This window comes from Citrobacter sp. H12-3-2 (genome assembly GCF_009649895.1).
GTDB lineage: Bacteria > Pseudomonadota > Gammaproteobacteria > Enterobacterales > Enterobacteriaceae > Citrobacter > Citrobacter portucalensis.
In genome coordinates this window covers 1,904,133-1,925,812 of the sequence record NZ_CP045837.1, presented here as the reverse complement: position 1 = coordinate 1,925,812, position 21,680 = coordinate 1,904,133, and the positions used below count along the sequence as shown (strand labels likewise).

General features: G+C 53.9%; 24 protein-coding genes and 2 tRNA genes. 6 read left to right on the top strand and 20 right to left on the bottom strand.

All coding sequences use genetic code 11. The features are described 5' to 3' along the window. The first annotated feature begins 280 nt into the window (after positions 1-280). Positions 281-1,468, top strand: coding sequence for a porin OmpC (ompC, locus tag GHC22_RS09090; protein WP_153752749.1), 1,188 nt, complete (start codon positions 281-283; stop codon positions 1,466-1,468). 169 nt (positions 1,469-1,637) lie between these two features. Here the strand turns inward: ompC and GHC22_RS09085 are convergent. Then, positions 1,638-1,727, bottom strand: a tRNA-Ser gene (locus GHC22_RS09085). Positions 1,728-1,820: 93 nt separating this feature from the next. Between GHC22_RS09085 and mtfA the strand changes: the two genes are divergently transcribed. The 5 genes from mtfA (at position 1,821) to GHC22_RS09060 (ending at position 6,457) form a co-directional block, all read left to right on the top strand. Next, positions 1,821-2,585 (top strand): DgsA anti-repressor MtfA, encoded by a 765-nt coding sequence (gene mtfA, locus GHC22_RS09080; RefSeq protein ID WP_032943883.1) that lies wholly within the window; start codon positions 1,821-1,823, stop codon positions 2,583-2,585. A gap of 132 nt (positions 2,586-2,717) precedes the next feature. Then, positions 2,718-2,793 (top strand) — tRNA-Asn (locus tag GHC22_RS09075). A gap of 260 nt (positions 2,794-3,053) precedes the next feature. Further along, entirely contained in the window at positions 3,054-4,091 is a 1,038-nt protein-coding gene (locus GHC22_RS09070; RefSeq protein ID WP_048235116.1) for an extracellular solute-binding protein, read from the top strand. Continuing rightward, the gene (locus GHC22_RS09065) at positions 4,075-5,763 is read left to right on the top strand and encodes an iron ABC transporter permease (protein ID WP_153752748.1); all 1,689 of its coding nucleotides are present in this window, start codon (positions 4,075-4,077) and stop codon (positions 5,761-5,763) included. The genes GHC22_RS09070 and GHC22_RS09065 overlap by 17 nt, the downstream gene beginning before the upstream one ends. 10 nt (positions 5,764-5,773) lie before the next feature. After that, positions 5,774-6,457 carry an ABC transporter ATP-binding protein gene (locus GHC22_RS09060; RefSeq protein WP_153752746.1) on the top strand — a complete coding sequence of 228 codons (684 nt, stop codon included), beginning with the start codon at positions 5,774-5,776 and terminating at the stop codon, positions 6,455-6,457. 24 nt (positions 6,458-6,481) lie between these two features. Here the strand turns inward: GHC22_RS09060 and ldtA are convergent, their stop codons facing one another. The 19 genes from ldtA to GHC22_RS08965 form a co-directional block, all read right to left on the bottom strand. Continuing rightward, the gene (gene ldtA / locus GHC22_RS09055; protein ID WP_008785129.1) at positions 6,482-7,411 is read right to left on the bottom strand and encodes a L,D-transpeptidase; all 930 of its coding nucleotides are present in this window, start codon (positions 7,409-7,411) and stop codon (positions 6,482-6,484) included. A gap of 127 nt (positions 7,412-7,538) precedes the next feature. Further along, a complete protein-coding gene (gene cobT, locus GHC22_RS09050; protein WP_153752744.1) occupies positions 7,539-8,603 on the bottom strand; it encodes a nicotinate-nucleotide--dimethylbenzimidazole phosphoribosyltransferase in 1,065 nt (354 codons plus the stop codon). Between the two features lie 24 nt (positions 8,604-8,627). Beyond that, positions 8,628-9,371 (bottom strand): adenosylcobinamide-GDP ribazoletransferase, encoded by a 744-nt coding sequence (cobS, locus tag GHC22_RS09045; protein WP_153752742.1) that lies wholly within the window; start codon positions 9,369-9,371, stop codon positions 8,628-8,630. Further along, positions 9,368-9,913 carry a bifunctional adenosylcobinamide kinase/adenosylcobinamide-phosphate guanylyltransferase gene (gene cobU, locus GHC22_RS09040; RefSeq protein WP_048216012.1) on the bottom strand — a complete coding sequence of 182 codons (546 nt, stop codon included), beginning with the start codon at positions 9,911-9,913 and terminating at the stop codon, positions 9,368-9,370. The genes cobS and cobU overlap by 4 nt, the downstream gene beginning before the upstream one ends. Next, a complete protein-coding gene (locus tag GHC22_RS09035; protein ID WP_048216011.1) occupies positions 9,910-11,430 on the bottom strand; it encodes a cobyric acid synthase in 1,521 nt (506 codons plus the stop codon). The genes cobU and GHC22_RS09035 overlap by 4 nt, the downstream gene beginning before the upstream one ends. Further along, positions 11,427-12,242: an energy-coupling factor ABC transporter ATP-binding protein gene (locus GHC22_RS09030; protein WP_003839037.1), complete on the bottom strand. Its 816-nt coding sequence runs from the start codon at positions 12,240-12,242 to the stop codon at positions 11,427-11,429. The genes GHC22_RS09035 and GHC22_RS09030 overlap by 4 nt, the downstream gene beginning before the upstream one ends. Positions 12,243-12,250: 8 nt before the next feature. Next, the gene (locus tag GHC22_RS09025) at positions 12,251-12,928 is read right to left on the bottom strand and encodes an energy-coupling factor ABC transporter transmembrane protein (RefSeq protein WP_008785133.1); all 678 of its coding nucleotides are present in this window, start codon (positions 12,926-12,928) and stop codon (positions 12,251-12,253) included. Further along, positions 12,915-13,196 (bottom strand): energy-coupling factor ABC transporter substrate-binding protein, encoded by a 282-nt coding sequence (locus GHC22_RS09020; RefSeq protein WP_003030289.1) that lies wholly within the window; start codon positions 13,194-13,196, stop codon positions 12,915-12,917. Before GHC22_RS09020 ends, GHC22_RS09025 begins: the two co-directional genes overlap by 14 nt. Positions 13,197-13,198: 2 nt before the next feature. Then, positions 13,199-13,936, bottom strand: coding sequence for a cobalt ECF transporter S component CbiM (gene cbiM, locus GHC22_RS09015; protein WP_003834098.1), 738 nt, complete (start codon positions 13,934-13,936; stop codon positions 13,199-13,201). Further along, positions 13,933-14,646 carry a cobalt-factor II C(20)-methyltransferase gene (locus tag GHC22_RS09010; RefSeq protein ID WP_111465413.1) on the bottom strand — a complete coding sequence of 238 codons (714 nt, stop codon included), beginning with the start codon at positions 14,644-14,646 and terminating at the stop codon, positions 13,933-13,935. The genes cbiM and GHC22_RS09010 overlap by 4 nt, the downstream gene beginning before the upstream one ends. Continuing rightward, entirely contained in the window at positions 14,643-15,437 is a 795-nt protein-coding gene (locus GHC22_RS09005) for a sirohydrochlorin cobaltochelatase (protein ID WP_153752741.1), read from the bottom strand. The genes GHC22_RS09010 and GHC22_RS09005 overlap by 4 nt, the downstream gene beginning before the upstream one ends. Positions 15,438-15,447: 10 nt before the next feature. After that, positions 15,448-16,233 (bottom strand): cobalt-precorrin-6A reductase, encoded by a 786-nt coding sequence (locus GHC22_RS09000; RefSeq protein WP_048216008.1) that lies wholly within the window; start codon positions 16,231-16,233, stop codon positions 15,448-15,450. Continuing rightward, positions 16,230-16,955: a precorrin-3B C(17)-methyltransferase gene (locus GHC22_RS08995; RefSeq protein ID WP_003030278.1), complete on the bottom strand. Its 726-nt coding sequence runs from the start codon at positions 16,953-16,955 to the stop codon at positions 16,230-16,232. The genes GHC22_RS09000 and GHC22_RS08995 overlap by 4 nt, the downstream gene beginning before the upstream one ends. Beyond that, entirely contained in the window at positions 16,955-18,010 is a 1,056-nt protein-coding gene (gene cbiG, locus GHC22_RS08990) for a cobalt-precorrin 5A hydrolase (RefSeq protein ID WP_008785137.1), read from the bottom strand. The genes GHC22_RS08995 and cbiG overlap by 1 nt, the downstream gene beginning before the upstream one ends. Then, positions 17,991-18,764: a cobalt-precorrin-4 methyltransferase gene (locus tag GHC22_RS08985; protein ID WP_003030275.1), complete on the bottom strand. Its 774-nt coding sequence runs from the start codon at positions 18,762-18,764 to the stop codon at positions 17,991-17,993. Before GHC22_RS08985 ends, cbiG begins: the two co-directional genes overlap by 20 nt. Beyond that, positions 18,757-19,326: a decarboxylating cobalt-precorrin-6B (C(15))-methyltransferase gene (locus tag GHC22_RS08980; RefSeq protein WP_153752739.1), complete on the bottom strand. Its 570-nt coding sequence runs from the start codon at positions 19,324-19,326 to the stop codon at positions 18,757-18,759. The genes GHC22_RS08985 and GHC22_RS08980 overlap by 8 nt, the downstream gene beginning before the upstream one ends. Then, positions 19,316-19,921 carry a cobalt-precorrin-7 (C(5))-methyltransferase gene (locus GHC22_RS08975; RefSeq protein ID WP_100272193.1) on the bottom strand — a complete coding sequence of 202 codons (606 nt, stop codon included), beginning with the start codon at positions 19,919-19,921 and terminating at the stop codon, positions 19,316-19,318. The genes GHC22_RS08980 and GHC22_RS08975 overlap by 11 nt, the downstream gene beginning before the upstream one ends. After that, positions 19,915-21,051 (bottom strand): cobalt-precorrin-5B (C(1))-methyltransferase CbiD, encoded by a 1,137-nt coding sequence (cbiD, locus tag GHC22_RS08970; protein ID WP_003030269.1) that lies wholly within the window; start codon positions 21,049-21,051, stop codon positions 19,915-19,917. The genes GHC22_RS08975 and cbiD overlap by 7 nt, the downstream gene beginning before the upstream one ends. Then, the gene (locus GHC22_RS08965) at positions 21,048-21,680 is read right to left on the bottom strand and encodes a cobalt-precorrin-8 methylmutase (RefSeq protein ID WP_008785140.1); all 633 of its coding nucleotides are present in this window, start codon (positions 21,678-21,680) and stop codon (positions 21,048-21,050) included. The genes cbiD and GHC22_RS08965 overlap by 4 nt, the downstream gene beginning before the upstream one ends.

Sequence of the window (21,680 nt, the reverse complement as noted above, 5' to 3'; positions counted from 1 at the left end):
TATTAAAAACAAACATCTAAAACAAATAAAATACACATAACAAATAAATAGATAAACACATATAACTAACTGATTAAAAACAATTCACATGGCGAATACCAATGTAATTAACACACACGCATAATTATATAAAGATGCAATAGAAACATTTTGAAATATTTTAAATACATTTGTTACATGTTATATTTTAAATTAAATGAACTTCATAGATAGTATCCAAATGTAGTCACTCGGATAGTACTACATATTCATTTTAATTATCATGCAAAGGGAATACATAATGAAAAGAAAAGTATTGGCACTGCTTCTCCCTGCTTTATTAGCTGCAGGCGCAGCAAATGCGGCTGAAATCTATAATAAGAACGGCAATAAACTGGATCTGTACGGTAAAGTCGACGGTCTGCGTTATTTCTCTGACGATGCGGGCAACGATGGCGATCAGACCTATGCGCGTGTAGGTTTCAAGGGTGAAACACAGATCAACGAGATGCTGACCGGTTACGGTCAGTGGGAATATAACATTCAGGCCAACGGTACCGAAGGTGAAGGCGCAAATTCCTGGACTCGTCTGGCCTTTGCCGGCTTAGGCTTTGGTGAGAACGGTACCTTCGACTACGGTCGTAACTACGGCGTGGTCTACGACGTAGAAGCCTGGACCGATATGCTGCCAGAATTTGGCGGTGACACCTACACCCAGACCGACGTGTATATGACCGGTCGTACCAACGGCGTAGCCACCTACCGTAATAAAGGTTTCTTTGGTCAGGTTGATGGCCTGAACTTCGCCCTGCAATACCAAGGTAATAATGAAAGTGCAGGAGCAGGCGAAGGTACTGGTAACGGTGAGAACCGTAAATTGTCTAGAGAGAACGGCGACGGTTTCGGCCTGTCAACCTCCTATGATTTCGACTTCGGTTTAAGCCTCGGGGCAGCATACTCCAGCTCTGACCGTTCAAATAACCAGGTTGCTAAAGGCTATCAAGATGGAATTAATCATCGCAACAGCTATGCAGGCGGTGAAACAGCAGATGCATGGACTGTTGGTGCGAAGTATGACGCGAACAACGTGTACCTGGCTGCTATGTACGCAGAAACCCGTAACATGACATCATACGGTAGCGGAAAAAATGATGATGGCTCCGCGAAAGGCGGTATTGCCAACAAAACGCAGAACTTTGAAGTTGTTGCACAGTATCAGTTCGACTTCGGTCTGCGCCCTTCCGTCGCTTACCTGCAATCTAAAGGTAGCGATTTAGGTGGTCAGGAAGTCAGTCGTGGTAACTGGCGTTATGTCGACAAAGACCTGGTCAAATATGTTGATGTGGGTGTGACTTACTACTTCAACAAAAACATGTCCACCTATGTCGATTATAAAATCAACCTGCTGGATGAAGACGACAGCTTCTATGAAAGCAATGGTATCGCAACTGACGACATCGTTGCCGTTGGTTTAGTCTACCAATTCTAATTGACGCAAAAACAAGCAAGCCCGCTTCATATGAAGCGGGCTTTTTATTTATACGAAACGTATTTTTTTATCACACGGGCATTACAACGATAAACTTGTGAGGATACTCAAAGAAAAAAACATCCATGAGAACTGTCGTTGAAAGCGAGGCGTGCAAGTGCTTGAATAGTGGCGGAGAGAGGGGGATTTGAACCCCCGGTAGAGTTGCCCCTACTCCGGTTTTCGAGACCGGTCCATTCAGCCGCTCTGGCATCTCTCCGTTTTGGCGGTTGCCATGATGCCAGGTAATTTGGCATTTTAACAGACCCCGTTCCGTCAATTTCGTTCAAGTGACGAGTTTGCGAGCAAAACGATGATTAAGTGGCCCTGGAAAGAGCAAGAAACAACCCGGAGTGACGACTGGCCGTGGGACGACGCCCTGGCTATTCCTCTTCTGGTGAATCTCACCGAGCAAGAACAAGCCAGGCTTATTGCCCTGGCCGAGCGCTTTTTACAGCAAAAAAGATTGGTAGCGCTTCAGGGGTTTGAGCTGGATCCACTAAAAAGTGCGCGCATTGCGCTGCTTTTCTGTTTGCCTGTTCTGGAATTGGGGATCGAGTGGCTCGACGGGTTTCATGAAGTTCTCATCTACCCTGCCCCGTTTGTCGTGGACGATGAATGGGAAGACGATATTGGGCTGGTACATAATCAACGTGTTGTACAGTCCGGGCAGAGCTGGCAGCAAGGTCCAATAATCCTCAACTGGCTCGACATTCAGGATTCTTTTGATGCCTCCGGCTTCAATCTGATCATCCATGAAGTGGCACATAAGCTTGATATGCGTAATGGCGACCGCGCCAGCGGTATTCCGGCGATCCCTCTGCGAGATATTGCCAGTTGGGAGCACGACCTGCATGCTGCAATGAATAACATTCAGGATGAAATTGATCTGGTCGGTGAAACCGCGTGCAGTATAGATGCCTACGCAGCGACCGATCCTGCCGAATGCTTTGCCGTTCTATCGGAGTATTTCTTCAGTGCCCCTGAATTATTTGCACCACGTTTTCCGGCATTATGGCAACGTTTCATTCAGTTTTACCGCCAGAACCCCATGGAGCGGTTACGCGATACCCGCTAAGGTGGCCATTGTCGCTCACCAAATGTGCATTAACGCTGAATTTGAAGATTAATTAACCAATTGAAATGACGCGCTAATTTTACTGTTGACACCTCATGGTGAGGTCAGTAATATGCGCCTCGTTCAAACGATTCCTCTGTAGTTCAGTCGGTAGAACGGCGGACTGTTAATCCGTATGTCACTGGTTCGAGTCCAGTCAGAGGAGCCATATTTAAGAAGCCTGCTTAGGAAACTAAGCAGGCTTTTTGCTTTTCAGGTCGCTATAAAATCCCTCTCATAAGCCCCCTGCCTGCTCTGCACCGCTGTTACATGCCGCATCACAACGTTGATTAAAGTTATGTAAATGTAAATCGTTTAAACTTTGCAATTATTGTAAGTGCTAGTGATTATCATTTATTGTACGCGGGCCAAAGGAACGAGCCCCCCGCTCGGTTCACTGTACGTTCCAATTACTCTGGGATATAAACGATGAATTCTCTGCCTCGCGCCGGACTGCGCCGTATCACCCTTGCCTCTGCCCTGGTCTTCTCTGTTAGCCTACCGGCTTTCGCTCAGGATACGTTAACGCTCTATACCACCCGTGAACCGGGTCTGATCCAGCCTTTGCTTGATAGCTGGACCAAAACCAGCGGCATCAAAGTCAGTACGGTCTATATCAAGGACGGTATGCTTGAGCGCGTTAAAGCTGAAGGTAAAAATTCACCTGCTGACCTGCTGATGACCGTTGATGCCGGTAACCTCATTGATTTAGTGGAAGCGGGTGTAACTCAGCCAGTAGAGTCAGAAGCACTGAAAACCGCTATTCCGGCTAATCTGCGCGGTGCAGATAATCAGTGGTTTGCGCTGTCGATGCGTGCCCGCGTGCTGTATGCCGAGAAGTCACTGCCAATCGATAACTGGCATTACGAACAACTCGCCAGCCCTGAGTACAAAGGTAAAGTCTGTATTCGTTCCGGACAGCACCCGTATAACACAGCGCTGATCGCCGCAATGATTGCTCATCACGGTGAAGCAAAGACCGAAGAATGGCTGCGCGGCGTGAAAGCTAACCTGGCGCGTAAAGCTACCGGTGGCGACCGCGATGTAGCTCGCGATATTCTCGGCGGCATTTGCGATATTGGTCTCGCCAACTCCTATTACGTCGGCCATATGAAAAACGCCAAAGAAGGCAGTGATGCGCGTCAGTGGGGCGATGCGATTAAAGTCGTTAAACCCACCTTTGAAAATGGCGGTACACACGTCAACATCAGTGGCGCAGCTGTAGCCCGCTATGCACCAAATAAAGCCGATGCCGTTAAGCTGATGGAATATCTTGTTTCCGCACCTGCCCAGCAGCAGTATGCGAAAGCGAACTTCGAATACCCGGTACTGAAAGGCGTGACGCTTGATCCGGTTATCAGTGCAACTATTGGTGAAATCGACGTCGATAAAACGCCGTTAACCGAAATCGTTAAATATCGTAAACAAGCTAGTCTGCTGGTAGATAAAGTTGGATTCGATCAATAAACCTCTGCAGTTTCCGACGTTACGCGGCCTGGTTTCCGGGCCGCAGTCATTATTAACGCCGCTACATCTTGGCGCGCTGTGCGTAGCGCTTGGCGTTCTGACACCGATCGTTGCGCTGATTTGGCAGGCTACCCAGGCCGATTTATCTCACTGGGATAATCTCCTGACGTATGTACTGCCTGCCGCACTAAAAAATACCGTGCTGTTATTAGCCGGTGTCGCGGTGATGGTCGGCGTGATTGGCGTAGGCAGCGCATGGGCGGTAACGGCATGGGATTTTCCTGGACGTAAAATTCTTAGCTGGGCGTTACTGTTGCCGCTGGCGATGCCGACCTACATAGTGGCCTTTGCGTGGCTCGATCTGCTGCATCCGATTGGCCCTCTGCAAACCTTTATCCGTTTTTTATTGGGTTTTGACAGCCCAAGACAGTTCCGGCTGCCAGATTTACGCTCACTTTCCGGCGCAATCATCCTGCTCGGATTAGTGCTGTACCCATACGTGTATCTGACAACCCGCGCCATGTTTATTAGCCAACCGGCTCATTTACTGGAAGCCGCACGCACGCTGGGATGCAGCGCAACCGGAACCTTCTTTCGTGTTGCTTTGCCCATGGCTCGTCCGGCGTTGGCCGTTGGGATCAGTCTGGCACTGCTGGAAACGCTCAACGATATTGGCGCATCGGAGTTCCTCGGTGTACAGACGTTAACCGTTACCGTGTACACCACATGGATCTCACGGTCTGATTTATCTGCCGCGGCACAAATTGCCTGCATGATGCTGATGTTTATATTCCTTATTCTGACGCTGGAATTTTATGGTCGCAGAAAACAAGGATTCAGCAGCCGCAGCCTACGGGAAGTTCAACCAACGCGCGTGCATGGCTGGCGTGGTTGGCTGCTCGGTGGCGTTATTTCACTGCCGGTTGTGCTGGGTTTTCTGGCTCCGGTACTGTTTTTAATGTGGGAAAGCGCCAAACGCATAGGCGATGAGAACCCCCTTTCCTCTTCGTTACTGTCAGCATTGCAAAATACGCTATCGCTGGCAGCGGGAACTACGCTAGTGGTGGTTTGCGTCAGTATGCTGGTGGCCTGGAGCGCGCGTCATAGCGCCGCAGACAACGCCATGCCGGGATTTCGTCGCGGCGTGATGCGTCTGGCCTCTTTAGGCTATGCGGTTCCCGGCACAATTCTGGCGATTGGCTTTTTACCCCCCGCCATGGCTGTCGACCGCTGGCTGGCAGATTTACTGGATGTTCGCGGCCTGCCGCTGATGTCCGCCGGGATCCTGCTGGTAATTTGTTGTGCCATGCGATTCCAGGCGATTGCCATTGGCGCGCTGGATTCTGGTCTGGGCCGCATTCCACCTTCGCTGGAACAGGCGTCTCGTCTGTTGGGTGAGAATGGTGCGGGGACGTTTGCACGAGTCCATTTTCCCCTGCTGCGCCCGGCGTTAGTCAGCAGTGCCCTGCTGGTTTTTGCTGATGCCATGAAAGAGCTGCCAACAACGTTGCTTTTGCGCCCGGTCAATTTTGAAACGCTGGCAACGTTGCTGTATGCGGAAGCCGCACGTGGAACCTATGAAGAAGGTGCTATCGCCGCGCTAATGATTGTTTTAGCTGGCACGCTACCGGTTATTTTGTTGGTGCGTCACCAAATGACTCGCCGTGGTTAAGAGAGCAACAATGTCAGAAATTGCATTACGACTCCAGGATGTACACGTTGCTTATGGCAACAGCCAGCAATCGGTACTGAGCGGATTTTCAATGTCGGTACGTAAAGGTGAAATTGCCTGTCTGCTGGGCGCTTCAGGCTGCGGAAAAACCACGGTGCTACGCGCAGTAGCCGGATTTGAACGCCTGCAAAACGGAGAGATCTATGTGTCACAGCGACGTGTTGCCGGTCCCGGCGTTCATCTGCCACCGGAAAAACGTCATGTCGGCATGGTCTTCCAGGAATATGCGTTATTCCCCCATCTGACCGCGCAGCAAAATGTGGCCTTTGGGTTGCGTCGCATGCCGCGTGAGGAACAACAGGCCAGAGTGACTGAGCTGTTGAAAATGGTGGAGTTACACAGCCATGCCAACCGATATCCGCATGAGCTTTCCGGCGGGCAACAACAGCGTATCGCCCTTGCTCGCGCGTTGGCGCCACATCCGGAAATCCTGTTGCTCGATGAACCCTTCTCCAGCCTGGATAAGCGCACGCGTGAGCGTCTTGGCAACGAGGTACGGGATATTTTGCGCGCCGCCGGGCAAACGGCGCTGTTGGTTACCCACAGTGAACACGAAGCCCAGCTAATGGCTGACCATATTGGCGTGGTAAAAATGGGGCAGTATCAAATTAAAAAAGCGACCCATCCGAACTGAAGGTAAACAGGGTCGCCCTGAAAATTAATAATGCTTCTGTACCAGGCTGATGTTCACCGGCATACCGGAACGTCTTTCCAACGCCTGGCTCCCGCGGCTCACATCCACGTCATTCCCGCTGATAAAGGTGCGCAAAGCGGGAGTGACTGGCAAAGGCACCTTTCTGTCAGACTCGTATTCCGAACGGTTTCGTGACAGCGGCTCATGTACTTCCACCCAGCGACTACCGTCCGGCTCTTCGCTGTATTTCACCGGTCGGTCAATTAATTGTACACGCGTCCCTACAGGCACCGTATCAAACAGGTACTTGATGTCGTCATTCCGCAAACGGATGCACCCCTGGCTTACCCGCAGACCAATACCGAAATTGGCATTTGTCCCGTGAATGGCATAAAGCCTGCCAATATAAATTGCATACAGGCCCATCGGATTTTCTGGCCCAGCAGGCACAAAAGCCGGCAAGCTTTCACCGCGAGCGGCGTATTCACGTCGGGTATTTGGCGTCGGCGTCCAGCTTGGTGCTTCCTGCTTACGTTCTACCGCTGTCACCCAGTTACGCGGCGTTTCTCTACCCGCCTGACCAATGCCAATGGGTAAAACCTCAACCGTATTGCTGCCAGCAGGATAATAGTAAAGCCGCATCTCGGCGACGTTGATGACAATCCCCTCACGCACGGTATCCGGAAGTATCAGTTGCTGTGGCACAACCAGCGTTGAACCCGATTTAGGCAGAAAAACATCGACGCCCGGATTGGCTTCAAGCATATTGCTCAACCCCTGCCCGTACTGAGCGGCAAATGCCTCCAGCGGCTTGGTGTTTCCTTGTGGAACCGTAATAGTCAAAGTGCTACCCACCAGGCGACTCCCCTCTGGCGGCAGCGGATAACTCACCGCCTGCGCTCCCTGACTCGCAAGCAGCATAATGAGTGAACAAAGCAGTTTTACACGACGCATCTTTTTCCTTTCCTTCGTCGCAACAGATATCCGTTAAGTATAGCTTTTATTATCTGTTTTAGTGGGTTACGACATATTTGCGCATAAAAAAACCTCGCCATCAGGCGAGGTTCAGGTTGAGCGGTAACTACGCTTCCTTACCATCTGGAAGCACGATGTTACTGGCGGCGAGCTGCCCCATATTTTTGTACATCGCACAGGCAGCTTCAATAATCGGCATCGCCAGCGCGGCCCCGCTACCTTCGCCCAAACGCATCCCCATATTCAGATAAGGATCCAATTCAAGATGCGCCAGCGCGGTGCGGGCGCCCTTCTCAGCGGAGAAGTGTGACGGAATTAAGTAGGGTTTAATTTGTGGTGCAATCTGGCTGGCCGCCAGAGCAGCAGAATACGAAAGAAAACCGTCCAGCACGACCGGCAGACCACAGGAGGCCGCCCCAAGCATCACCCCCGCCATACCGACAAGATCAAACCCGCCAACCTTAGCCAGCACATCGACACCGTCATGGCGATCCGGTTGATTGACGGCAATTGCCCGGCGCACAACGTCTACCTTATTCCCCACCCGAGAAAGAGGAAGGTTAGCGCCAATACCCACGACTTCCTCAGCATCACTGCCGGTCAGCACGCTGACAATGGCCGCCGCAGGTGTAGTATTTGCCATACCAAGCTCCCCGACGCCAAACAGCGTTACACCGTCTTTTGCCAGTTCATGGGTATAGCGGATGACTTCCAGCAACAGCTCCTCGGCCTGCGAACGGCTCATTGCCGGGCCTTCGGCTATATTGCCGCAGCCGCGTGCCACACGCATATTTACCACACCGGGAATAGGTTCAGCATCAATCCCAACATCTATCACATGAACCTTCGCCCCAGCCTGAGCGGCCAGGACGCAGACGCCGGTCGTTCCACGCGTCATATTGGCAGCCTGTATAGCCGTGACAATTTTAGGCGAAACGGCAACCCCTTCATCCCACACGCCGTGATCGGCGCACATCACCAGCATCGCTTTGCCGTTCACATGCGGCACACCCTTCAGGCCAGGCATCCCGGCCAATTGTACGGCGAGAGATTCGAGTCGCCCTAAACTTCCCGGCGGCTTAAGCAAGCCGTCAATATGCTGCTGTGCACGCAGCATCGCGGCACTGTCGGGTGATGGGATCGTGCGGAGTAAAGAGGTTAAAGTCTGCATAAGGGTTCCAGTATGTGGGCTGACTCAGAGCAGAGCCAGCAAGAAAATCAACTCGCCAAGTTCAATGGCAGCGCCCAGCGTATCGCCGGTTTGCCCACCCAACGTGCGTTTTAATAACTGCCCAAGAATAAAAATCGCCACTATTGTGACAACCAGCGCTGCCACGCCGCGCATGCCAGGAAGTAGCACGGCGGCAAGGATCGCCGCTAATCCCAACGTAACGCAGGTTTGACGCCCGGTGACTTTGCCAATAAAAACGTTGCCCAGCCCTTCTTCGCGGGCATAGCGATGCCGATACATCAGCAACACCGCCGTTCCTCGCCCGGCGACACATGCCGCTGCCAGCGCGGCCAGCATTGGCGTGCCACGCAAAGCCAGTTCACTCACCACCAGCACCTTCGCCAGTAAAACGAAAATTAACGCCAGCCCACCGTGGGTGCCCAGACGACTGTCGCGCATGATTTCCAGCATCCGCTCGCGTCGGCGCGCCGAAAAAATGCCATCACAGGCATCCGCCAGACCATCCAGATGAAATCCCCCGGTCAGCAATGCCAGTGTCAACACCGCAAAAAGGGCCGCCAACGGAATACCGCACCAGGGCTGGAGCGCCATAAAGACCAGCCCCGTCAGCCCTCCCAACACGACGCCAATCAGGGGAAACATTACAATACCGCGGGAATAGTGCTCGAAATCCAGTCCTTGCGACCAGCGAGCAGGAACGGGCAAGCGACTGATAAAAGAGAGCATTGCCCAGAACAACTTACTCATTTAATTTTGACTCCAATTCCTGATACCACCAGCCAGACCTCATCCGCCGCCGCCGCCAGTCGCTGGTTCACGCGTCCTGCAATATCACGAAAATGCCGCGCCAGACGGTTCTCCGGCACAATCCCCATTCCCACTTCGTTAGTGACCAACACGATCTTTGCCGGGCAGCGTTGACAGGCTGCGATCAGCGAACGGATTTCACCTTCGATAGACTGCTCCATCGCCGCGTAATCCCAGCTGTCCGGATCGCTTTCACCGCCCAGCGCAAACAGCAAGTTGGTCACCATCGTGGTGATGCATTCCAGCAGAATAGCTTCCTGAGGATCGTTCGTGTCCGTGATCAGTTCATCAAGATGTTGCCAACGTTCGGCTGTCCGCCAGTGCGCAGGACGTCCATCGCGATGATGCTGAATTCGCGCAGCCATCTCCTCATCAAAAATCTGCGAAGTCGCGATATACAAAACGTTTGGGGAATCAGCGATCAGCGCTTCCGCATGCCGACTCTTACCGCTTCGCGCGCCGCCAGTAACCAGAATCATCATACTGGCTCCCGGTGTTGCTGCATGATGGTATAAATTTTTTCAATATCGATGTGTTGCCGCATCGCATCCGCCAGCAGATCAAACTGCTGCGATTTATATTGCGCGTAATGGAAGGTGGAATCCAGCGGAGCTAACCCTTTACGTTCTCGCAGGCCATTGACCAACGCACGGGTGAAATCATCGCTGTCGAAAAGACCGTGAAGATAGGTGCCGAACGCCAGGCCATCCGGAGTGACCGCGCCGTCAACAACGTTGCCGCCGTCTTTGTGCAACGTCATCACCGACCGGCATTCATCGGTTAATGCTGTTTCGCCCATATGAATTTCATAACCGCGAACGGATAACCCCGCCGTGCCCGCCAGCCAGTCAGGCAGCGATGAAGACATTTGTCCCTCAACCAGGGTCGTGGTTTTGTGCTGGGCAAAATGGGTGACTGTATTGAGTAAGCCCAGACCCGGCAGCGTACCGAGGCCCGACTCTACTTCATCAATGATGGTGTCGCCGAGCATTTGATAGCCGCCACAAATCCCAACCACCGGTACGTTATTACGATGTAATTGCACGACGCCATGCGCCATCCCGCTTTCACGCAGCCACACCAGATCGCCAAGGGTGTTTTTGCTACCCGGCAAAATCACCAGATCGGCCCCCGCCAGCTCTTCAGGCTGGCGAACATAGCGCACGCGCACGTCCGGCTGAGCAGCAAGCGCATTGAAATCAGTAAAGTTAGAAATGTGCGGTATTTGAACTACGGCGATATCGATATCGCGTTTGTCAGTGCGCAAATACTTGCCCTTTTGCAGCGCAACGCCGTCTTCATCTTCCAGATCAACATCCAGCCATGGCATCACGCCCAGTACCGGAACACCGGTCAGCGCTTCAATTTGCTCGATACCGGAGTGCAGTAGCGTCACATCACCGCGAAACTTGTTGATGATCACCCCTTTTACCCGCGCGCGTTCGTGATCGTGCAACAGCGCCAGCGTGCCGTAAATGGAGGCGAACACCCCGCCACGATCGATATCCGCCACCAAAACGACAGGGCACTGCGCCATCTCTGCCATACCCATATTGACGATATCGCGATCGCGCAGGTTAATCTCTGCCGGGCTCCCCGCACCTTCCAGCACCAGCACATCAAACTCCTGCGCCAGGCTGTTATAAACTGACAGGATCTGTTCCCGCAGACGTGGCTTGTACTCGTGGTAACTCACCGCATCCATATCGGTTGCCACTTTACCCATCAGCACTACCTGCGCTTTTCGATCGCTGGTCGGTTTAAGCAGCACCGGGTTCATACGCACATCTGGCGTAATGCCTGCGGCTTCGGCCTGAAAAATTTGCGCGCGGCCCATTTCTTTTCCCTCTGGCGTAATGCCAGAGTTCAGCGCCATGTTCTGCGATTTGAACGGCGCGGTATGCAGTCCATCCTGATAAAAAATACGACACAGCCCGGCGACCAATACGCTTTTACCCACATCAGATGCCGTTCCCTGCAACATTATTGCCTGCGTCATGACGCCTCCTTCAGTGCGTTCTCTCGCATACAGCTAAAAAATTCAGCCTCTGTTTTACACAGCGGGAAGCCCAACTCTGTATGCAGCTTCACCAGCCAGGGCTGAGTTAATCCCGCTTGTTCAATAAGATCCGTACGGGCGAAAACGTCGCCTGGCGTACCGTGCGTGAGCACTTCGCCCCGGCGTAAAACGTACACCGCATCGCTGACTTCATAGATAAGATCGATATCATGGCTGGAAATTACGACGTGGTTTCCTTGCGCAACGATGCGTTTGATTATCTCAATCATCTGCGTGCGGCCTGACGGGTCGAGGCCCGCAGTAGGTTCATCCAGCAGCAGATACTGCGCCTGCAACACCAACGCCCCGGCAATCGCTACGCGTTTTTTTTGCCCATGGCTTAAACACTGAATGGGCTGATGGCGAAAATGCTGGGCGTCGACCAGCGTAAGCGCATCTTCCACGCGGCGAGCGATTTCAGCTTCATCCACCCCAAGATTGCGCAGGCTAAAGGCGATATCGCTGTCGATATCCGTATAAAAGATTTGCTGATCGGGGTCCTGAAATACCGTTGCCACCTGTTGACGCAGCGCCAGCAGGCCGCGCTTGCTGTAATCCAGCGGTTTGCCCTGCCACATCACCGCGCCTTGCTGTGGGCGCAATAAGCCACTCAGGTTCATAAACAGCGTGGATTTCCCGCAGCCATTAGCGCCTACCAGTCCGGTGACGGCATGCGTCGAAAAATCCAGCGTTAGCCCTTTGAGGATCGGGTCATCCTGATAGCGAAACCAAAGCGCTGAGGTGGCAAGCATACTTTTCCTTACAGGTGAAAATCACCCTGATACAGTTTGATATCCAGTGTGGTGGTCATTTGCTGGTAGCGGATCAACACGCGGGTAAACAGCAATCCCACCAGCATTGCCAGAGAGCGGTAGCCCAACGGCAAGCTACGATAACCAAAACGCAGCGTTTGTGCGCGGTGTATAGCCAGCGCCTCGTCTAACAGGATAAAAATAAACCGCCAGGTCAGCAGGATCTGCTCAGTTAGCAGGCGAGGAACGTGCGCGCGTTTGAGTAAGATAATTAATTGCGGAAACGGCAGATTCAGCACCAGCCAGAAAGTTGCCGCCAGCGCGGCAAGGCTGCGCCAGAAGGTTTCATTGGCGGTTACCACACCTGGTGCGCTGATCCCCAACCAGTAACTTCCCACAGGTATGCTGGCCAACAGCGTCTGTGGATCGCGGCTGATGCTAAACAAAATGGTCACCACGCCAACCGTGAGAAAACCAAATGGCAATGCCATCCAACGGCACCAGCGCCAGAAGGAAATACGCAGCAGCCAGCAGCTCAGCGCGGCAATAAGTAAAAGCTCAATACCCTGCCCCAATGGGGGCAGAGTAAACGCCAGAATCATCATCACCAGCCAGAGCAGAAATTTCCGCACCGGCGAGACATGAACCCAACGGCTTTGATAGCTAAGCCTGTCAAGCCCGGTCATCACGGCGTTGCCTGCCCTTGGTGTAACCCAGGATATAGAAAATCACAGCTGCGCCAAGCGATCCCTGGAGCGTAAACAGCAGACTTTCAATTTCACCGCTTGCGGGTTCATACAACGGCTGGAACCAGGGCTCATAATGCGGGGCAATAGCCTGAATCTGGCTTTCCGCCTCACCATCTGAACCGCCGTACTCCCCACCGTGGTTGATAAAGAACGGCAGGATCACCAGCGCCACTACCATGCCCAATATAATCAGCGTCTTTTTCATCGTTAATGCCCTTGTGCGGTTATCAACTGGCGTTTGGTTAGCTGATCGTAAATCAGCACGGTAAGTAACCCTTCCGCAATCGCAATTGGGATCTGCGTCAGGCAGAAAATCCCCATGAACTTAATGATTGAGCCGGTAGCGCCAGCAGAGGGATCCGGGAACGCAACGCCCAGCTGTACAGAAGTCACGAAATAGGTGACGAGATCCGCCAGCATCGCACACAGGAAGACGCAGACATCACGACGCAGCCCTGCGCGGCAGGCCATTTTCCACACCATGTAACCCACTACCGGGCCAATTACCGCCATCGACATGCCGTTCGCACCGAGCGTCGTTAAACCACCGTGTGCCAGCAGCAGAGCCTGGAACAGCAGGACAATCGCCCCAAGGATGGCTACCACGCCCGGTCCAAACAGGATAACCGCCAGGCCTACACCGGTAGGATGTGAGCAGCTTCCGGTAACGGAAGGAATTTTCAGCGCCGACAGCACAAAAATAAAAGCGCCACACAGGGCCAGCAAAACCTTCTGGTGGTTATCCTCCTGCACGATTTGGCGCAGACGTACCAGTCCGTACCACAGGCAGGGTAAAAACAGCAGCCACCAGGCCAGCGCCCACATCGGCGGCAAGAAACCTTCCATAATGTGCATGGCGAACGCTTGTTCAGGAACAATCATCAGTAATAGCGCCGCAGCCAACCCGCTGAAAGACAGCTGTTTTAGCTGTTGTTCAAGCTTCATTGTGCATACTCCCACTGTTTATTGACCAGAATGGTCGAGAAATAAGGCAGCGGCTGATCGTCGCTCACCTCATCGAGATGACGCCAGCACTGTTCACCTGGCAGAGTGGCTTCAGACATCATTAATGCACAGTCCAACAAACCTTCTTGTTGTAGCAGCGCTTTGATACGTGCAAAACGACCGTACACTTTCATCAACACCAGACTGTCATGCTGTTTTAACGCTTGCTGGATTTCCACTTCCGGCGCGGTACAGGAGACCACCGCCAGTGACTGCTGCTCCATAGCGAGCGGCGTTTTGGAGCGCGCGGCAATCGCGGCGAAAGAGGTCACGCCCGGAACGATTTCCAACCAGTCAGGACAGCCAATACGCTGAAGTAAAAAGACCCAGGTGCTGAACAGCATCGCATCGCCGAGAGTGATAAACCCCACCTGCTTACCGGCCTCGACTTCCTGAACCAGCGCGGCAGCAACCTCATCCCAGACGGCCTCTTTTTCAGCGCTATCGGCACTCATAGGAAAATGGCAGCAGCGGACTTCGGTCTGTTCACCGATATACTCACGTACAATCGACAATGCCAGACTGTCACCGCCTTTACGCCCGGCAGGCGCATAGAGAATATCCAGCGCGCCCAGCGTGCGTGCGGCACGCACGGTAATCAAGTCGGAAGCACCTGGCCCGGTGCTCAGTGCATACAGTTTTCCGCTCATGCTGCTTCCTCCAGCGCCACATTAAGCGCCTGCTGTAAATGTGCCGCGAACATGGCGCGAACCGCTGGGTTCTCACCCAGACCACTAAGCCACGGCGTAGCCGGTATCCCTGCTGCATTGAACAACGTTTTCCAGGAATCATCTTCGTCGGAGGCCATATCGTTGATGGCATGGTCGCCAGCGACTAACATCAGCGGCATCAGATGCACCGCCGTCACCCCTTCCTGAGATAAACTTTCAATCAGCACATCCACTTCCGGATAGCTTTCCACCGCCCCAACCCGCGCCGGAAAGCGCTGCGCCGTCATCATGTGGTCGAGACAGGCATAGGCGGCAAAAGCATGGTGGCTGGCGCCGTGTCCCATAAAGACCACTTTTTCACTTTCGCCAAGCGCCGGCATCTGCTGTTGCAGCGCCAGCATCAACTGTGCGTAATCTTCATGGCTGCTCAGCAGCGGTACGCCGAGCGTCAGGCGTGAAAACAGCGGACGCATACTTTGCACTTCGCGGACAATTTTTTCGTATTCGTCACCATTAATAATGTGCAGCGACTGAATAGCCACATCCTGATACCCCTGCTCCGCCAGTTTTTGCAGCGCCTGCAGCGGCGTGTCGATTTCAATGCCGTCGCGCTGCTTCAGCTTGCGGATTATCATCCCGGAGGTAAACGCCCGGAACAGGTCGCGGTCAGGGCAGCTAGCTGCAAGATCGCGCTCACAGGCCACAATATTTTTCTCGCAGGTGTCGTGATAGCTGGTGCCAAAACTGACCACCAGAAGCGCCTTTTTCATCTCAAACTCCTTAAGCAGTGGCCAGCCAGCGCGTTAAACGCGCCCCAAAGGCGGCCTGACTTTCCAGTAACTCTTCTCCCGTCACCAACGGTGCCGGACGTGTAATCACGATGCAGGGGATTCCGGCATCCAGACAGGGTTGAACCTTTTCCTGATAACCACCTTCAGCGCCAGATGCTTTGGTGATCACCACATCAGCCTGGCACTGGCGATAAAACGCAGCGTTGAACTCGGCGCTAAACGGTCCGCACAGTGCGAAGATTTCACCGACGCCAAATCCCAGATCCGCGCATTGCTGAATGACCTCAGGAACAGGCAGAACGCGCGCCAGCAGCGTTTTTTCAGGCAACCCTTCGCGCCAGATAGCCAGATCTTTACTGCCGGTCGTCAGCAGCACACGATCGCCGAAGCGTCGCGCCACCTCGCAGGCTTGCGGAATGCTTTGTACGGTATACAGGTGCGGGTGAGTTAAACCACTCAACTGCTCAGGGCGCTGGTAGCGGCTCAGCAGTACGCCCGCCGCTTCGCAGGCGCTCATGATGTTGCGGCTCACCACCTCGGCGTACGGATGCGAGGCATCAATCACCCAGCGCGTCCGATTTTCCTGTAGCCAGGCAATCATTTGTTCGCGCTCCAGACGCCCGCAGCGCACCTGGCCTTTGATATCTCCCGCCAGTTGTTTCCCTGTTGGGGTTGCAACTGACAGGGTATAGGCCACGTTTGCCGCATCCAGTTGCTGGCACAGCATGCGCGCATCGCTCGTACCGCCCATGACCAGCACATCACCGTAATTCACAGCACATAACCTCGTGGCGTGATCATCAGGCCGTCCTGAACATAGGTTGTTTTGTTACCCACGATCACAAGGCTGGTCATATCAACCGGTTCGAAATCCATTTCACCGAGCGTGGTTAACCATTTTTCCTGCTTTTTACGTCCGGCAGACTTCACAATACCAACCGGCGTTTGCGCGCTTTTGCTGGCGGAAAGCAGCTCAAATGCGCGCGCCAGATGACCTTCGCGACCCCGACTGCGCGGGTTGTAGAAACAGATAACAAAGTCTGCCTCACCGGCGGCAACGATGCGTTTTTCGATAACCGGCCATGGCGTTAACAGATCGCTTAAGCTGATGTGGCAGAAGTCGTGCATCAGCGGCGCGCCCAGCAAAGAGGCCGCGGCAATACTAGCGGTCATGCCAGGTATTAGCCTGACCTCAACATCCAGCTTTTGCTTGCTGACCAGTTCGAGCACCAGCCCGGCCATACCGTAAATCCCCGCGTCACCGCTACTGATCAGCGCCACGTTGTGACCCGCCTGTGCCAGTTCGATCGCCGCCTGGCAGCGTTCAATCTCTTTGCACATTCCGGTTTTGATCACCTGCTTGTCACCCGTGAACGCTTTTACCAGATGGGTGTAGGTTTTATAGCCAACGATGATTTCCGCTGCCTGCAGTGCTTCAACGGCTTCCATGGTCATCATTGCCTGCGAGCCAGGGCCAATTCCAATTACGCTTAACATCAGTGTGAAACTCCCAAAGTGATAGTGACGCCCTGTTCTCGCAGGGTCTCGCCTAACAGTTTTCCGTGGCTCAACAGCCAGGCTGCAGGACCGGAAACGCTTCCTGTACCCACCGTTTTGCGAACAAACGATGAGGCTGGAAAACGGTGCTCATGCTCACGCAGCGCGTCAGCGGTAAAGGTTTCGAAAGGAACGCGGCAGCACGAAGCCAGTTGGATAAGTCCCTGTTCATCTTTTTTCAGCGAGATGCTGCCAATCGCTTTTAGCGCCAACGGATCGAGCTGTTGAGCTTCAAGTTGCCGGGCAAGCAGCGCAGCCAGCAGAGGGAACGGCGTATCACGGCGACAGCCAATTCCGGCCACAACCCGCTGTGGCACCAACTTCCAGTGCGGAACAGGCAGGTCAGGTAAATTGGTGCGTAAGGTGATGCACACCAACGCATCCAGTTCAGGGAGCTGGTTGAGATCGGTAACCGTGATAAACCCGCGCCGGTCGCAATGGCTGACATCCTGCGTCAGTTCGTCATCCCACCACAAACCAACCCGCTTATTGCTGACCAGCATCTGGTTCACGATCTTCACCGCCGAACGGAAATCACTCATCCGGGCATTCAGTTGAAATGCCAGCGTATCCAGTGCCGCCATATCGTTCACATCCGTCGCGGTAGTGATAACCGGGTCAGCGCCCAACATGCCCGCCAGATAACGCGCCAACGCATTGGCACCGCCCGCGTGGCCGGAGAGCAGGCTGATGACATGCTGGGCACGTTCATCAATGACCACCACCGCCGGATCGCAAAACTTGTCGTTGACCAGCGGGGCCAGTACGCGCACCGCAATACCGGTCGCACCGATAAAAATCAGCGCCGAGTAATTCGTAAACGCTTCGCGGGCGGTATTCGCAAAGCCGTTTTCAAAGGGAATAAACCCCTCCTCCAGCAGCTTTTCACTGGTAAAACAGGTAACCGGCAGCATGGCTGCCAGACGTTTCGCCAGCACAACGCCGCCAGGAGTCAGGCAAAAAAGCGCAATTGACTCAGGCTTTACGGTATTCATGGCTAAAGTCCGCCGCATAGAGTTTGGAGTAGTGATACTCCGAGCCCAGGAAATTACCGACCAGAATAAGGGCCGTTTTACGGATGCCCGCATCGCGAACCTTGTCGCCAATATCCGCCAGGGTCCCGCGCACGGTCTGGCTTTCCGGCCAGGTCGCTTTATAGATCACCGCCACGGGCGTGGTCGCCGGATAGCCGCCTTCAATCAGACGCTCAGCCACCCGATGAATGCGCTGGACGGAAAGATAAATCGCCATTGATGTCTGGTGGCTGGCAAAAGACTCCAGCTGTTCACGCTCTGGTACCGGGGTGCGGCCTTCCAGGCGCGTAATGATCAGGCTCTGTGAAACTTCAGGTACGGTGTACTCCACGCCCAGCTCCGCCGCCGCGCCGAGGAACGCGCTGACGCCGGGCACCACCTGCCAGTCAATCCCGCGTTTGGTCAGCTCCTCACCCTGCTCGCGTACGGAACCGTACAACGAGACATCACCGGTTTGCAGGCGCACAACGGTCTTGCCCGCTTTCACTCCGGCCTCCATCAGATCAAGGATCTGCTCCAGATGCAGTTCGGCACTGTCGTGACATTCAGCACCGGCAGGGCAATACTCCAGCAATTCAGTGTTAATCAGCGATCCGGCGTAGATAACAACCTGCGCCTGCTGCAGCAACCGGTAACCTTTGAGGGTAATCAGCTCGCGATCGCCAGGACCTGCGCCAACAAACCACACGCTACGGGGATCAAAAATCTCAGACATGGTTTCCTTCCTTCTGACAGGCGATAACAAATACGGGGTTATTCGGTTTAAAATAGTGACCATTGCCAAGCGTGGTAAGCGAGGAAACCTGTAGCTGCAGGCAATCCACTCCCTGTACGCCAAGATGATCCAGATGTGCCAGCGCGGTGTTGAGGTTTTCCTGGAGGATAAACGTCATCACCAAACGCCCTGCGGGATGCAATTGGCGCATCGACCAGTCAATCAGTTCGGTCAGATGGCCGCCGCTGCCGCCCATAAAAATGGCATCGGCTTTTTCCGCGATAGTCATGGGAGCAACGCCGGGAAAAATATCGATATTTGCGCAGGCAAAATGCTGGCGGTTTTCATCCAGCAACCTGAGTGCCGCCGGGTTACGTTCGATGGCCGTTACACGTAATCCGGGATATTGCATCGCGGCTTCTATCGACACGCTGCCGGTTCCGGCACCAATATCAATCAGGTGACTGGCGCGGTGTAATTCAAGTTTTGAGAGGGCAAGTGCGCGTACCGCTTCTTTGGTCATCGGCACTTTCTCTCCACGCAGAAACAGCTCATCTTTCATCAAGGATCACCACTGCATTCATGTCATAGTCAGCGTTAACTTCACGCACAGGCAGGAAATGGATCTGTTCGTTTTCCATCGCCAGGTTTTCGCCAATCACCATCCAGCGATGCCCCTTGCCTCGGGCAATGAGCTGCTGCGCGATTTCACGCGGGCCACACAGCGCATCAGTCACCATCGCCACCTTGTTATGTCGCGCCAGCTCATCAAAACAGACGCTGCGGCCATGGCTACTGGTCAGCCACATATCGTTCATATCAATACCGGACTGCGCGCACAGGTACTGCACCGCACTAATGCCGGGAATAATCCGCACATTCTCAATACCAAAATGCGCCACCATGCGCGTCCCGATGCCGTAAAACAGGGGGTCGCCAGACGCCAGTACCACAACGTGCTTCTCCTGGTGTGCGCTAATCCAGCTCAGGAGTTCCGGGATATTGGCGCCAAGAGCAAACTGTTCACCGGTAAAATCCGGGAATTGCTGCAAATGCCGCTTTCCACCGACCAGAACATCCGCCGCCGCGACCGCTTCACGTGCCGCAGGCGTCATCAAATGCAAACCGGCGGGGCCCATCCCTACAACGGTTAACATTGCATCTCCTCAGCAATCTCTGCGACCGGACGATTACTTCCAAGAACCTGATTATCAAAAGAAAACATGATGGCATCGCAGGTCGGGGGATTTTTGGTAAAGCGCAATGTTTGCAGGACACGCATACAAATGCGCTGAGCCAGATGGTCATAAATGTGCTGGAAACCGTACGCGTCGATATGTTCCATCGCCGCTTCGGTGGTATCGCACTCGCTGACCAACGTCAGCAGTTCCAGCGGTGCGCCAAGTAGCGCGAGGTGGGCCACCAGCGTTTCCATGCGGGCATCGGCAATATGGCTATGGGTATGGAAGATCCCCGCCGCGATTTTGACGAGCTTACCGGGGTGCCCCACCAGTACGATTTGCCGGAACCCCAGACGTACAGCTTCTTCAATCATGTAACCAACAAAGTTGCTCATGGTAACCACAACCTGGGTGTCGATACCCATCTGCTCGCGCACAAAACGCTCGCCGTGGTTTCCCGGCACCAGTACAACACGCTCCAGCCCTGCCGCCCGCTTAATTTCCAGCTCAAGCGACAGCGAACGCTTCCAGCTCTCTTCTGACATCGGCGTGACAATACCCGTGGTGCCGATAATCGAAATGCCGCCAAGAATGCCAAGGCGAGAGTTGTAGGTTTTTTGCGCCCGTTCTTCGCCTTCTGGCGCGAAGATTTCAATCTGCGCCCCACGATTTGGGCCAATCGCTTCGCGGACAGCTGATTCAATGGTCTGGCGAGGTGTACGGTTAATCGCCGAACTGCCCACCGGCAGGCCAATCCCCTTGCGGGTTACCGTACCGACCCCTTCACCGCCCTGTAAGGCAATCACGCCACTATCGTCTAACGTCACACGGGCAAAAATCAGCATGCCGTGAGTGGCGTCCACATCATCTCCACCGTCTTTGCGGATGGCCGCTATTGCCTGCTGCCCTTCGATATGCGGTGACTCCACGTTCAGGCACAGCGTCACCCCGGAAGGCGTCACGATGGAAACCTGATGGATGAGGTGTTGGCGCAATACCATCAACGCGGCAACTTTTGCCGCCGCCGTGGCGCACGATCCCGTGGTATATCCTTTACGCAGCGCTTTACCGTTGTGCCACACCGGTGTATCGAAGGCCTCGCTCATCGCGCCCCCTGCATGTGATAAAGCATGGCGTTGACGATAGCGGCGGCGACATTGCTTCCCCCTTTGCGGCCTAACGCTGCAATGGCGGGCAAATTGCTTTGGGTCAGGGCATCTTTCGACTCTTCAGCACCAACGAACCCGACCGGTACACCCACCACACCGCTGACGGCAACATCATGCTCAAGCAGGCGGAACAGCGCAGTCGGCGCGTTGCCAAAGACAAACAGCTTTTCCCCCTCTTCCTTCACCGCAATGTCGACTGCCGCCATGGACCGGGTAATACCCTGCTCTTTTGCCGTACGCACAACCCGCGGGTCGCTGATGTAGCAGCGGCATTCACCGCCGAATTTTGCCAGCAGCGTTTTATTGATCCCGGAAAGCGCCATCGTGGTATCGGTGTAAATCACGCTCGAACGGCTAAGCGCCGCACAAAACTGCTCCAGCACATCACTGGAAAACCACAGAATGTCCAGCCAGTCGAAATCTGCCGTCGTGTGAATAACCCGCTTGATAATGGCTTCATGTAACGGACTGGCAAACTGATAGTCCGGACGGGTTTCACGGATGATCTCGCCAATAATGTCGAAACTTTTGGCTTCAATCGCCTGGGGTTGCTGGATGTATTGCAT

Bases quoted from the DNA above. Each gene is read 5' to 3' on its own strand.
- ompC (WP_153752749.1), top strand. From the start codon at position 281: ATGAAAAGAAAAGTATTGGCACTGCTTCTCCCTGCTTTATTAGCTGCA.
- mtfA (WP_032943883.1), top strand. From the start codon at position 1,821: ATGATTAAGTGGCCCTGGAAAGAGCAAGAAACAACCCGGAGTGACGAC.
- GHC22_RS09070 (WP_048235116.1), top strand. From the start codon at position 3,054: ATGAATTCTCTGCCTCGCGCCGGACTGCGCCGTATCACCCTTGCCTCT.
- GHC22_RS09060 (WP_153752746.1), top strand. From the start codon at position 5,774: ATGTCAGAAATTGCATTACGACTCCAGGATGTACACGTTGCTTATGGC.
- ldtA (WP_008785129.1), bottom strand. From the start codon at position 7,411: ATGCGTCGTGTAAAACTGCTTTGTTCACTCATTATGCTGCTTGCGAGT.
- cobT (WP_153752744.1), bottom strand. From the start codon at position 8,603: ATGCAGACTTTAACCTCTTTACTCCGCACGATCCCATCACCCGACAGT.
- cobS (WP_153752742.1), bottom strand. From the start codon at position 9,371: ATGAGTAAGTTGTTCTGGGCAATGCTCTCTTTTATCAGTCGCTTGCCC.
- cobU (WP_048216012.1), bottom strand. From the start codon at position 9,913: ATGATGATTCTGGTTACTGGCGGCGCGCGAAGCGGTAAGAGTCGGCAT.
- GHC22_RS09035 (WP_048216011.1), bottom strand. From the start codon at position 11,430: ATGACGCAGGCAATAATGTTGCAGGGAACGGCATCTGATGTGGGTAAA.
- GHC22_RS09030 (WP_003839037.1), bottom strand. From the start codon at position 12,242: ATGCTTGCCACCTCAGCGCTTTGGTTTCGCTATCAGGATGACCCGATC.
- GHC22_RS09025 (WP_008785133.1), bottom strand. From the start codon at position 12,928: ATGACCGGGCTTGACAGGCTTAGCTATCAAAGCCGTTGGGTTCATGTC.
- GHC22_RS09020 (WP_003030289.1), bottom strand. From the start codon at position 13,196: ATGAAAAAGACGCTGATTATATTGGGCATGGTAGTGGCGCTGGTGATC.
- cbiM (WP_003834098.1), bottom strand. From the start codon at position 13,936: ATGAAGCTTGAACAACAGCTAAAACAGCTGTCTTTCAGCGGGTTGGCT.
- GHC22_RS09010 (WP_111465413.1), bottom strand. From the start codon at position 14,646: ATGAGCGGAAAACTGTATGCACTGAGCACCGGGCCAGGTGCTTCCGAC.
- GHC22_RS09005 (WP_153752741.1), bottom strand. From the start codon at position 15,437: ATGAAAAAGGCGCTTCTGGTGGTCAGTTTTGGCACCAGCTATCACGAC.
- GHC22_RS08995 (WP_003030278.1), bottom strand. From the start codon at position 16,955: ATGTTAAGCGTAATTGGAATTGGCCCTGGCTCGCAGGCAATGATGACC.
- cbiG (WP_008785137.1), bottom strand. From the start codon at position 18,010: ATGAATACCGTAAAGCCTGAGTCAATTGCGCTTTTTTGCCTGACTCCT.
- GHC22_RS08985 (WP_003030275.1), bottom strand. From the start codon at position 18,764: ATGTCTGAGATTTTTGATCCCCGTAGCGTGTGGTTTGTTGGCGCAGGT.
- GHC22_RS08980 (WP_153752739.1), bottom strand. From the start codon at position 19,326: ATGAAAGATGAGCTGTTTCTGCGTGGAGAGAAAGTGCCGATGACCAAA.
- GHC22_RS08975 (WP_100272193.1), bottom strand. From the start codon at position 19,921: ATGTTAACCGTTGTAGGGATGGGCCCCGCCGGTTTGCATTTGATGACG.
- cbiD (WP_003030269.1), bottom strand. From the start codon at position 21,051: ATGAGCGAGGCCTTCGATACACCGGTGTGGCACAACGGTAAAGCGCTG.
- GHC22_RS08965 (WP_008785140.1), bottom strand. From the start codon at position 21,680: ATGCAATACATCCAGCAACCCCAGGCGATTGAAGCCAAAAGTTTCGAC.